We start from the raw sequence: 12,704 nt of genomic DNA on the forward strand, positions 1-12,704 counted from the left end.
TCTATTTCAGGACAAGACAATCAATAGATCACTTATGATTGGCTTTATAGGTAGACAATGCAGCCACAGCAACGGCAGATAGAATCACACCGGGTGCACTGGCGATCAGAATACCAGTTGTACCTAAACCCAATGCCAGAATTTTCCCAGTTAATAACGGCCCAGTCATTGCACCTAAACGGCCGAGTGAAATCGCACTTCCCACACCAGTTACCTTACCAGCATTCGAGTAGAAAATCGGTGAAATACCGTATAGGATGGATTGACCACCAGTAGAGAAGATGCCACCTAAAATCCCTGCAAAAATCAGTAATGGTATTGAAGTTGTGGTAAACAACGTCACGATTGCTACCAACAGACCGGTATAGATGATAATCGCCATTTGCCAGAGTTTAAGACGATCCAGCAGATAACCCATGCCCAGCGTACCCACGACTGCGCCCACCTGGAACAGCATCATAATCATAAAGGCTTGCTGTTTTTCCAGACCCTGTTGCATTAACAGGTTTGGTAACCAGCTGATCAGAATATAGTTAATCATTAAGGTGAAAAAGAAACTCAGCCATAGTGGCAATGTCTGCTTATAGCACTGCTCGGCAAACAGCACTTTTGCCATAGATGGCACTTCAGTATCTGTCTGTACTTCTGCCACAACTTCTTTTTTCTTATCGCGTAGAATCCAGCCCATAAAAGGCAGCAATGCCAATGGTGCAATACCACCAATCAGAAACAAGGTTTGCCATGGAATGTCTTTAATAAAAGTAGCCAGACCCGCAACAAAGATCGCACCCACCGGCAGACCACAATACATCAGGCTGTTCAGTTTACCCCGGTTGGCTTCACTCGCTTCCACACCAACCACTGAGATCATCGTCGGCATCGCAGCACCTAAGCCCAGACCTGTCAGGAAACGTGCAACATAAAGAATCGTGTCATTCGGTGCTAGCGCTGTGATACTCATAAAAATACCAAAGATCAAAATCGACAGCATCAGCACCTTTTTCTGTCCCAGGTAATCAGCGATACGGCCGCCAAAGAAAGCGCCAAAGAGCATGCCAAATACACCTAGACTAAACACAGAGCCCATTTGTACCTGATCGAGACCAAAGCTCGTTGCGATTCCTTTCGCAGCAATTCCCGGTGCCTGCAGGTCAAAGCCTTCAAAGAAGGCGACCCAGAAACACAAGAAAACGGTTAGAATTTTTTGTAATTTTACAGAGCGTATATTTGCCATATGCTCACCCTCTATTTATTAATACCAATTTTATTGGTCAAGATTTTCCTCCTATCTGTGGCAGTAACATAGACAGACCATGGTCTGACCAGTGGAAGATAAAATGATGAAAATTCGCTAAATTTAAGACATAAAAGATCTAAAAATAAGTTAAATTAGCTATAAATAAATTATTTTTTAATTTATTTTCAATTATTTATGTTTATTAAAGTTATTTATTATCAAACCATAGCTCATAATAATCGTGAACTTTTTTTATCGCATAAAAAAGCCCGCATAAGGCGGGCTTTTTCACTTCAAAATTTTAAGCCGATTTTTTGGTATTGGCATTTTTACGGATGGTAATCATCACTAATTGTACTGCAGCAGGTGTTACCCCTGGAATACGGCTTGCTTGAGCCAATGTTTCAGGACGCACTTGCTTTAACTTCATGGTAATTTCACGAGACAAACCTGAAACTACATCGTAGTCAAAATCGGTAGGAATTTTGGTTTCTTCCAAACGCTTCATTTGCGCTACATCTTGATGCTGACGGTTAATATAACCTTCGTATTTAACAGCAATCTCAATTTGGTCGCCCACTTGTTGAGACACGTCTGAATCAGTCAGTTCTGCAATTTGAGCAAAAGTAATATTTGGACGTTTCAATAAATCAATTGCAGAACATTCTTTAGAAAGATCTGCACCTGTCATTTCAACGAATTTTTTGCCCATTGGATTGTTTGGCGCTGCCCAAAGGTGTTGTAAACGACCTGTTTCACGTTCAACTGCTTCCATTTTTTCACAGTAAGCTGCCCAACGTGTGTCATCTACAAGACCAAGCTCACGACCAATTGGAGTTAAACGTTGGTCTGCGTTGTCTTCACGCAACATCAAACGATATTCCGCACGTGAGGTAAACATACGGTACGGTTCTTTAGTACCCAATGTGATCAGATCATCTACCAGAACGCCCATATAGGCTTCGTCACGTTTCGGTGTCCACTGTTCCTGATCCCAGGCACGGCGTGCAGCGTTTAAACCTGCCAGCAGACCTTGTGCACCTGCCTCTTCATAACCGGTGGTACCGTTGATCTGACCCGCAAAGTACAAGTTATTGATTGCTTTGGTTTCGAGCGTGAATTTTAGAGCTTGTGGGTTGAAGTAATCGTATTCGATTGCATAACCTGGACGAAGAATATGCGCGTTCTCCATACCGCGGATCGAACGTACTAATTCAAACTGAACGTCAAATGGTAAAGAAGTAGAAATACCATTTGGATAAAGCTCATGCGTATCCAGACCTTCTGGTTCAAGGAATACCTGGTGTGAGTCTTTATCGGCAAATTTATGAATCTTGTCTTCAATTGATGGACAGTAACGCGGACCTACACCTTCAATCTTGCCAGTGTACATTGGTGAACGATCCAGACCACCACGGATAATCTCGTGAGTACGCTCGTTAGTATGTGTGATGTAGCAGTTCACCTGTTCCGGGTGCATTGATACATCCCCCATGAATGACATGGTTGGTGACGGGAAATCACCTGGCTGTGGCGTCATCACAGAGAAATCTACAGAGCGCGCATCAATACGTGGTGGCGTACCTGTTTTTAAACGACCCACAGGCAGTTTCAATTCACGCAAACGGTGTGCCAAAGAAATTGAAGGAGGATCACCAGCACGGCCACCTGAAGCATTATTTAGACCGATGTGAATCACACCACCCAAGAATGTCCCTGCAGTTAATACTACAGTTTTCGCATCAAAGCGAATCCCCATCTGGGTCACAACACCCTTAACGGTATCTCCTTCAACAATCAGGTCATCTGCTGCTTGCTGGAAGATATCCAGATTCGCCTGGTTTTCCAGCATATGACGGATCGCGGCTTTATAACGTACACGGTCTGCCTGCGCACGGGTTGCACGCACTGCAGCACCTTTACGTGAATTCAGAATACGGAACTGGATACCACCTTTGTCGGCAGCCAAAGCCATCGCACCGCCTAACGCGTCAATTTCACGTACCAGATGTGATTTACCAATACCACCAATCGCCGGGTTACAGCTCATCTGCCCTAAAGTCTCAATGTTATGAGTTAAGAGTAAAGTCTGTCGGCCCATACGTGCTGCAGCCAATGCTGCTTCCGTACCTGCGTGACCGCCACCGATAACAATGACATCGTATACTTTAGGATAGTGCATAGTGGTAATTAGAGAGATAGAAAAATGGATAGCTGAACATTATAGCAAAGTTCAGCTTAAAGTTGACAAATTCAGTGGAATTAATTCACCCTTCACATTTCCTGTTTTTATAATGATTCTTAATAGTCACTTAATCTTTCATTAATTAGCAAAACATTGAAAAATCAATACATATCTACTCTATTTGTTACCTGATGCATATTGTTTGAGCAGTCATATTTTCTAATATGTAACTTTGATGCTCCGCGAGAAAAAAGGTGAAATACATGGATAAGAAATTATTATTTTCAATAATGCTCGGTGCGATGTCAGTTACAGGTATGGCAACTGCAAATGATAAGGTTGAGAAAGTCTATAATCCTGATCTTTACCAGAAAGTTTGTAAAGGCAAATCTGCTGGTCAGGCCGTCAGCTTCCCATACCGTGGCATTATCTGGAACGGAACCTGTGAACCACAGTTCTTTTCTAATGATAAAAATGCTTTAACCGGTACAGAAGCAGAAATCTATACTGCATGTCAGGATGGATCTGGTACAGGAACCGCAATGATCAATGGTCAGGAAATGCAAGGTAAATGCGCCCTCGGCTTTACCCCGCCACGTCCAAAATAAACGCTTCTATACCACTTATCACTTTAATGGGCAAGACCGAGGGTTTTGCCCATTTTATATTGATTATTTAAGTATTTAAGTTAAACTCGAATCTAAGACGAAGATCCTATAATAAAAAGGATATTGAAATGGATTCGGTATTTTTTGTCTTTTTACTGCCAGTTTTGCTGGCAATTTTAATGATGGGGCTGGGTCTGGAATTACGCATCAAGGATTTTATACGCGTCGTCCAATATCCCAAGGTTATTTTTATTGCCTTATTCACCCAACTGGTTTTACTGACTAGTCTAGCTTTCCTGATCTGTATCGTGCTTCAGCTTCCGCCGCTGCTGGCTATGGGCATGATGTTGCTTGCGGCGTCTCCAGGTGGCCCAACCGCTAACCTGTTTAGCTACTTATATAAAGGCGACGTAGCACTCAATATTACCCTGACCACCATTAATACTGTACTTTCCATTTTTACCTTACCTTTTATTATCAAACTCTCTTTAATGTTCTTTTTGGGCAGCGAAGATCAGGTCAGCATGCCAACAGAAAAAATGGTTCAGGTGTTCTTTATTATTCTGATTCCAGTGCTGTTGGGCATGGCATTACGGGAAAAGTTCCCTAAACTATCCATCACCGTCAGCCGCCCGATGCGCATCCTTGCTATCAGCTTCCTGATTGTCTTATTCCTGTTTACCATCGTACGGGAACGTTTTCATCTGCTCGAATACTTCCACAGTATCGGTATCGCGGCAGTTATTTTCTGCTTTAGTAGTCTGTTTATCGGTTATTGCCTGCCTTTATTGCTCGGCATTCCCGATCGTCAGGCACGGGCCTGTACTTTTGAAGTCGGTATTCACAATACCGCTGTTGCGATCACGGTCGCCATTTCTGTCCTTGGCAATACTATGATTGCAGTACCGGCCGGCATTTATACGATTGTGATGTATTTCTTTGCCACACTATTTGGCTTTTTCATCAGCAAACAGCAACACGCGTATCAGAAATCTGAGCAACATTTATCAGATTTGTAACCGCAAATATAAAAATCCATTTCCTGCCTGTATGCTCAATCGACAATAAGAAAAATTAACCGATCAGGAGCATACGAATGGATTCTGGAATAATTACGATTTTACTGCCGCTGGCATTGGCAGTGATCATGATGGGACTCGGTCTTGAGTTAACCTTAAAAGACTTTGCCCGGGTCAGTCGTCACCCCAAAGCAGTCCTGATTGCACTTTGCTGCCAGCTCATCCTTCTGGTTGGCATCGCCTTTGCCTTATGTAAGCTCTTTGCTTTACCACCATTACTGTCAGTTGGGCTGATGCTCCTCGCCGCTTCTCCCGGCGGCAGTACAGCCAATCTATTAAGCTACCTATTTAAAGGTGATCTAGCACTCAACATCACCTTAACGGCGATCAATTCAGTGATTGCTGCAATTACCCTCCCTTTAATTGTCAATTTCTCGATTGTGCATTTTATGCAAGATAGCCAGCAGATTGGCTTACAGTTCAGTAAGATCTTACAGGTGTTTGGCATTATCCTAATTCCAGTGGCAATTGGTATGTTGATTCGCCACTATGCCCCTAGCCTTACTGCAAAGCTGAACAAGCCTTTGCGTATTTTTGCAGTGACCTTTCTGGTACTCATTATCATTGCAGCTATCGTTAAGGAACGAGCGAATATCATTGAATATCTAACTCAGATTGGTCTCGCAACTGCCTTATTCTGTATGCTGAGCCTGAGCATCGGCTATCTGGGACCACGTCTGCTGAACATTAATAGTGCTCAGGCACGAGCCAGTGCTTTCGAAATTGGCATTCATAACAGCACACTGGCAATGACCATTGCCTTAACAGTGATTGGCAGCTCTGCAGTTGCCATGCCTGCTGCTGTTTATTCCATATTTATGTATATTTTCGCGGCGATTTTTGGCCTGTTACTGAATCGTCTATCACCGCTTCAGGTACAGAAAGCCTTACCAACGCTGGATTAGATAACTATTCATCAGTATTTAAGGAGATTTTATATCTCCTTTTTTTTATTTACATCTGCTCAGCAAACTTGCAGCACAAGTCCAGCGAGTTCCGCTACAATAGCTTTTTGAAAAAGATATACATAAGGTTATTTCTGTGAAGTGGTTACAAATTCATATTACGGTTGATCAAGCTCAGGTTGATTTCACTGAAACATTGCTTAGCTCGCTAGGTGCTGTCAGTGTAACGCTGGATGATGCTGAAAATCAGGATTTACTGGAACCGCTTCCAGGTGAAACCCCACTGTGGAATAAAGTCATTGTCACCGGCATCTATGCTCAGGAAGATGATGAAGAAGAAATTGATGTCGCAGCACTAGAAACCTTTATTCGTGCCCAGCTGCCTGAAGCACCGATCCGTCACGAATTTCTGGAAGACCAAGCATGGGAACGTACCTGGATGGATGCTTACGAGCCAATTCAGATCTCTGAAAAATTCTGGATTGTACCGGAATGGATGGAAGCACCGAAAGCCGATGCAGTAAATATCAAGCTGGATCCAGGTCTGGCCTTTGGTACAGGTAACCATGCTTCAACTTTCTTGTGCCTGCAATGGCTAGGTAAAACTGATGTCAAAGACAAGATTGTGATCGACTACGGTTGTGGTTCAGGTATTCTGGCAGTTGCTGCACTGCTTTTAGGTGCAAAAAAAGCATATGCCACTGACATCGATCCGCAAGCGGTATTGGCAACCCAGCAAAATGCAGAATTGAATGGTGTGCTGGATCGTTTATACGTGGGCTTGCCAGAAGAATTTAACGAAGAAATCGGTGCATTAAAGGCAGACGTCTTTGTGGCGAACATTCTCGCTGGCCCATTGATGATGCTGGAACCTCATTTTGCCGAGCTGGTTAAACCTGAGGGCGAATTTGCATTAGCAGGCGTAATTGAAGAACAAGTTGCTGATGTTACTAGCATTTACTCAAATCATTTTGATATATTAGAAGTCGAAAAAAGAGATGAATACTGGTGCCGTATTTCAGGTAAACGCCATAAGGACTAAAAAAGCGTAAATGTATGAGTGACAAACGAACCCTCTGCCCGACTTGTTCCACTATCTACAAAGTAACGGTTGCTCAGCTAACCATTGCACAGGGTATGGTTTGTTGTCCCAAGTGTTCCACGTCGTTCAATGCCCTTTCTCATTTGGTGACTGATACTCCGGCATCAGCCACCACAACAGCTCCCAAAACCGATCCTGATGCACCACGCAAGATTCTGGAATCCGATTTTGACCCTGAACTGTATAACAGCAAAATTCCATCACGTCAGAACAACTTGCTGCACATCTTTGATGAAAAGGTTGAAAACTCAAATATCGACCTGAAAACCTATCTGAACAATCTCAACTATTTTAGTACCGAACCGATCAGTGCCCTTCCAGCTATGAATTGGGAAGATAATCTGGATAATGATAACCGCCGTTCGGTGTTGCGTTATGCAGGTTGGACTTTTATTAATATTGTTTTGCTAGCTTTCCTGATTTTTCAGTTTTTCTGGTTCAATCCGCAGTACTTAAAAAACAGTCATGTCATGAGCACAGCCTTTCATGCCGTGTGTGATGTGCTGAACTGTTCCAGCATGGAAGAACATTACAACCTGATTAATACAAAAAAGGTAAAGGTCACAGCATTAGGCAAGAATGAAACCCAGTTTAGCGGTGAGCTAATCAATTATCATGACCGCAGTCTGGCGATGCCGCTATTACGTCTAGACCTGAAAGACAATGGCGTGATCACCACCACCTATATGTTGTCACCATCCGAATACCTGATTGAAAGTCTGGCACGCATTGAACGTATTCCTAAAAATAGCCCGTTCAAATTTGAGTTTAAGGTACCAGCCGACCGAAAAAGCTTCGACAGCTACAATTTGGAAATTATTCGCCCATAATATTGAAAAAACCTATTAAAAAAGCAAAAAAAAGTTAAAAAAAATGCAGTTTTCTTGCTCACTTTTGCCTAGACAATGGTATTATACGCGCCACGAAAGCTAAGTACTGCCAACTCCTCGCGACTTTTTCACTAAAATATAGTCTTGCCTAATGCGCTTAATTTATTAATGCGTATCGAGCAGATTTTTTTGTGTTAATTTTGGCCAGTAACAAAAATTTAACTATTGTTACGCTTATTTTTCGACCAACGCGCCGAGATGTGTCAAGCTACTAGCTCAAAGTAATGATCAAGTTTTAGGGCTCCGGTTTTAGGATCTAAAACGGAGTTCATTTCAATTTCTAGACCACTTATATATATCACTTTACCCAAGTGATATTTGTTTTTTTCGGATTAATTCGCATGAATAGCAAATCTCCTATTTTTACTGCACAATCTGATGTTGCTCTACGTATCCACGTAGATCGCGCAGTTCGCCACTACTTTGCACAACTGCAAGGCGAGCAACCTTCTCAGGTGTATGACATGGTGCTGGCAGAAATGGAGAAGCCTCTTTTATCTGTAGTTCTAGAATATACGCGTGGTAATCAGACTCGCGCCGCTGAAATTCTCGGCTTAAACCGTGGGACTTTACGTAAAAAGTTAAAAGCACACGGTTTAATGAGTGAATAAATGATAAAATGCTTGCGTTAATCGCAGGCATTTTTTTTGACTGCTATTAGCTATTTTAGATTTAATCTGTTCCTTGATAACTGTGACGAAGATCATGACTATTAAACGCGCTTTAATCTCTGTTTCCGACAAAACCGGTATTGTCGAATTTGCACAAGACCTAGCTGCTCTGGGGGTAGAAATTCTATCTACAGGTGGAACATACAAATTGTTGAAAGACAATAATGTCCCTGTCGTTGAAGTTTCTGAGCACACTGGTTTTCCAGAGATGATGGACGGCCGTGTTAAAACACTACATCCGAAAATCCATGGGGGTATCCTGGCTCGTCGTGGTCTAGACGAAGCTGTGATGGCTGAACACAACATTGATCCAATCGACCTTGTTGTTGTGAACCTTTACCCATTTGCTGCAACAGTTGCAAAACCAAACTGTTCACTGGCTGATGCGATTGAAAACATCGACATCGGTGGTCCTACTATGGTTCGTGCTGCTGCGAAAAACCATGCGTCTGTGGGTATCGTGGTCAATGCTTCTGACTATGCAACTGTTGTTGCTGAGCTGAAAGCTGAAGGTGCACTATCTTATGCAACTCGTTTTGACCTGGCAGTGAAAGCATTCGAACATACTGCTCAATACGACGGTATGATTGCATCTTACCTGGGTGCTCGTGTAGGTAAAGAAGAAGGCCAAGCAGACAAATTTGCGCGTACTTTCAATACACAGTTAAACAAGGCACAAGATCTTCGTTACGGCGAAAACCCGCACCAGTCAGCAGCATTCTATGTTGATCCAGCTGCGAAAGAAGCTTCTGTTTCAAGTGCTAAACAGTTACAAGGTAAAGAATTATCTTATAACAATATTGCAGATACCGATGCTGCACTTGAATGCGTAAAATCATTTGCCAAACCTGCATGTGTAATTGTAAAACACGCGAACCCATGTGGTGTTGCAGTATCTTTAGACGGTATCAAAACAGCTTACAACCTGGCTTATGCAACTGACCCAGAATCTGCATTCGGCGGCATCATTGCATTCAACCGTGAATTAGACGTTGAAACTGCAAAAGCGATCGTTGAACGTCAATTCGTTGAAGTGATCATTGCACCGAGCATCGCTGAAGGCGTACTTGAAGTAACTGGTGCGAAGAAAAACGTACGCGTACTGGTATGTGGCGAACTTCCTGCAATCGACGAACGTGCTCCACAACTGGACTACAAACGCGTAAATGGCGGTCTTCTGGTTCAAGACCAAGACCTTGGCATGATCACTAAAGATGACCTGAAAGTTGTGACTAAGATTGCACCAACTGAACAGGAAATCGATGACCTGATCTTTGCCTGGAAAGTTGCAAAATACGTGAAGTCTAACGCGATCGTATATGCGAAAAACCGTCAAACCATCGGTGTAGGCGCTGGTCAGATGAGCCGCGTTAACTCTGCTCGTATCGCTGCGATCAAAGCTGAACACGCTGGTCTGGTTGTTGAAGGTGCAGTAATGGCATCTGATGCATTCTTCCCATTCCGTGACGGTATCGACAATGCTGCGAAAGCAGGCATCAAATGCATCATCCAACCAGGTGGTTCAATGCGTGATGAAGAAGTGATTGCGGCAGCTGACGAACACGGTATCGCAATGGTGTTCACTGGCATGCGTCATTTCCGCCACTAATATTTTAAAATATTAAATTTCAGACCCTCCTTTTCGAAGGAGGGTTTGCTACATCAGTAGATTGATTTACATCTTGTTATAAGATGGCTAAAGATTTTGAACCTCATTGGGTTTGTGGAATTTCATTTTCGAGGGAATTTTCTAAAGATGAACATTTTAGTTTTAGGTAGTGGCGGCCGTGAACATGCACTGGCATGGAAAATCGCACAAGACGATAAAGTGGCAAAAGTGTTCGTTGCACCGGGCAATGCGGGCACCGCAACTGAAAATAAATGTGAAAATGTCGCTTTGGACATTCTCAATAACCCTGCCATTATTGAATTTGCAAAAAACAATGCAGTTGACCTGATCGTTGTGGGTCCAGAAGCTCCACTGGTCAATGGTGTAGTTGATGCTTGTCGTGAAGCTGACCTGAAAATTTGGGGTCCAACCCAATTCGCTGCACAGCTGGAAGGTTCTAAAGCATTCGCGAAGCACTTCCTGAAACGCCACAACATTCCAACTGCTTTCTATGACGTCTTCACTGAAGTGGATGCAGCGAAAGCCTTTGTGGAGAAAAATGGCGCACCAATCGTGATCAAGGCTGATGGTCTTGCAGCTGGTAAAGGCGTAATCGTAGCCATGACCAAAGAAGAAGCATTTGCTGCGATTGAAGACATGCTGGCGGGCAACAAGTTTGGTGATGCCGGTTCACGCGTGGTAATCGAGCAGTTCTTGGCTGGTGAAGAAGCCTCTTTCATTTGCATGATCGATGGCGACAACATCCTGCCAATGGCAACTTCACAGGATCACAAACGGATCTTTGAAGGTGACCAAGGTCCTAACACTGGCGGTATGGGTGCATACTCTCCTGCTCCGGTTGTCACTTCAGATGTCTTTGACAAAGTGATGGCAGAAATCATGCGTCCAACTGTAGAAGGCATGAAAAAAGATGGTCACGTTTACACTGGTTTCCTTTACGCAGGTCTGATGATTGATGAGCAAGGTCAACCACGTGTGATCGAGTTCAACTGCCGTTTCGGTGATCCTGAAACTCAACCAATCATGATGCGCCTGAAATCATCTTTAGTTGATCTGGTTGAAGCAGGTATCGCAGGTAACCTGCCAGCAGAAGCTGAATGGGATGGGCGCAAGACTGTGGGTATCGTACTGGCATCTAAAGGCTACCCAGAAACTTCTAGCAATGGTGATGTGATTTCTGGTCTAGACACTGAAATGACTGATGCCAAAGTATTCCATGCAGGCACTAAAGCTAATGATAAAGGCGAAATCGTCACTGCGGGTGGTCGTGTACTTTGTGTGACTGCACTGGGCAACACCATTGGCGAAGCGCAAGCAAAAGCTCTGAAACTTTGCCAGAAAGTGACTTTCGATGGCGTTCAATACCGTAAAGATATTGGTTACCGCGCGATTGCACGTGAAAATGCTTAATTTCAATTAAGTAAAAAACCCGCTTAGTGCGGGTTTTTTTACTTAAGCAAAAATGATAATTTAACAAATTATATCAACATCTTAATTAATAATAATGAAACCTTGTCGTCTATGTAATGAAAATAAAGAGCTCGTTGAGAGTCATATTATTCCAAAATTTATTGGTCGTTGGCTTATCAAAACATCAGCAACAGGATATTTGAGGGACATAAACAAACCAAATGTCAGATGCCAAGACATCATTAAAACTAAATTATTATGCAAACAATGTGAGGATATTTTATCCAATGATGAATCATATTTTGCAGATGTAATCTTTCACCCTTATATGAATAGAAAATCTCATAATTACAACTTTGTATACAATTTTCAATTAAGTAGATTCTGTGCAGGATTATCTTGGAGAGTTTTAGTATATTTAATAGAACTTAATAACATAAATACAGATTTAGAGATTGAAAATGCTGAATTGAAACTTCGTAATTATATATTAGGAAAAACGAGTAACTTAGACAAATATGAACAACACTTGATACCATTAGAAGGTAATGCAATAGTTAACTTTAACTGCAAAAATTCAAATCTAAATGCTTACTTTACAAGAGCTATAGCTGTAGACTTATTAACAAAAGTAGACAATGAACATTTAATTTATATCAAAATACCTAATTTCATTTTAATTTCAAATATTAGTTATAAGCAGATAAATAAAATGAGACCAAGTCGTATTGCATTAAAAAAAGACTCCCTTACCCCAAAAGACTACTTTCTTCCGCCTGAAATGTATAAATATTTAGAAGATAAATTAAATTTTATTAAAAGTGTGTTTACAGATAAAATATCAAGTAATCAAAATGAAAAAATCATTAACTCTCTAACAAAAGATCCTGAACGACTCTTAAAATCACGAACTTTAAAAGCTGTAGAAGCAGATTTGTATCCAAATCAATTTATTTTTAGAGGTAAAGGGCTTTGTTGCACAAAGAT

The 12,704-nt window shown here is 42.1% G+C and carries 11 protein-coding genes; 9 read left to right on the forward strand and 2 right to left on the reverse strand.

What is annotated here, in order from left to right:
- Window positions 1-28: 28 nt before the first annotated feature.
- Window positions 29-1,234: a 3-(3-hydroxy-phenyl)propionate transporter MhpT gene (gene mhpT, locus GW12_RS06865; protein WP_034585344.1), complete on the reverse strand. Its 1,206-nt coding sequence runs from the start codon at window positions 1,232-1,234 to the stop codon at window positions 29-31.
- A 304-nt stretch (window positions 1,235-1,538) separates the two neighbouring features.
- A complete protein-coding gene (gene mnmG, locus GW12_RS06870) occupies window positions 1,539-3,419 on the reverse strand; it encodes a tRNA uridine-5-carboxymethylaminomethyl(34) synthesis enzyme MnmG (RefSeq protein ID WP_034585347.1) in 1,881 nt (626 codons plus the stop codon).
- 266 nt (window positions 3,420-3,685) lie between these two features.
- On the opposite strand from mnmG, the gene GW12_RS06875 reads away from it, so the two are divergent.
- From GW12_RS06875 to GW12_RS06915, 9 genes are all read left to right on the forward strand, one after another.
- Window positions 3,686-4,030 (forward strand): hypothetical protein, encoded by a 345-nt coding sequence (locus GW12_RS06875; protein ID WP_034585351.1) that lies wholly within the window; start codon window positions 3,686-3,688, stop codon window positions 4,028-4,030.
- A 128-nt stretch (window positions 4,031-4,158) separates the two neighbouring features.
- Complete coding sequence (locus GW12_RS06880) at window positions 4,159-5,049, forward strand: bile acid:sodium symporter family protein (RefSeq protein ID WP_034585354.1); 891 nt, start codon at window positions 4,159-4,161, stop codon at window positions 5,047-5,049.
- A gap of 77 nt (window positions 5,050-5,126) precedes the next feature.
- Window positions 5,127-6,014: a bile acid:sodium symporter family protein gene (locus tag GW12_RS06885; RefSeq protein ID WP_034585357.1), complete on the forward strand. Its 888-nt coding sequence runs from the start codon at window positions 5,127-5,129 to the stop codon at window positions 6,012-6,014.
- Window positions 6,015-6,150: 136 nt separating this feature from the next.
- A complete protein-coding gene (gene prmA / locus GW12_RS06890; protein ID WP_034585360.1) occupies window positions 6,151-7,056 on the forward strand; it encodes a 50S ribosomal protein L11 methyltransferase in 906 nt (301 codons plus the stop codon).
- Between the two features lie 14 nt (window positions 7,057-7,070).
- Window positions 7,071-7,946 carry a DUF3426 domain-containing protein gene (locus GW12_RS06895; protein ID WP_034585363.1) on the forward strand — a complete coding sequence of 292 codons (876 nt, stop codon included), beginning with the start codon at window positions 7,071-7,073 and terminating at the stop codon, window positions 7,944-7,946.
- 401 nt (window positions 7,947-8,347) lie between these two features.
- Complete coding sequence (gene fis, locus GW12_RS06900) at window positions 8,348-8,617, forward strand: DNA-binding transcriptional regulator Fis (RefSeq protein WP_001086304.1); 270 nt, start codon at window positions 8,348-8,350, stop codon at window positions 8,615-8,617.
- Between the two features lie 94 nt (window positions 8,618-8,711).
- Window positions 8,712-10,286 carry a bifunctional phosphoribosylaminoimidazolecarboxamide formyltransferase/IMP cyclohydrolase gene (gene purH / locus GW12_RS06905; protein WP_034585366.1) on the forward strand — a complete coding sequence of 525 codons (1,575 nt, stop codon included), beginning with the start codon at window positions 8,712-8,714 and terminating at the stop codon, window positions 10,284-10,286.
- A gap of 147 nt (window positions 10,287-10,433) precedes the next feature.
- Window positions 10,434-11,717, forward strand: coding sequence for a phosphoribosylamine--glycine ligase (gene purD, locus GW12_RS06910; protein ID WP_034585369.1), 1,284 nt, complete (start codon window positions 10,434-10,436; stop codon window positions 11,715-11,717).
- A 94-nt stretch (window positions 11,718-11,811) separates the two neighbouring features.
- The coding region (locus GW12_RS06915; RefSeq protein WP_052127895.1) for a hypothetical protein at window positions 11,812-12,704 on the forward strand (893 nt) is incomplete at its 3' end.

Source organism: Acinetobacter sp. HR7 (genome assembly GCF_000773685.1).
Lineage (GTDB): Bacteria > Pseudomonadota > Gammaproteobacteria > Pseudomonadales > Moraxellaceae > Acinetobacter > Acinetobacter thermotolerans.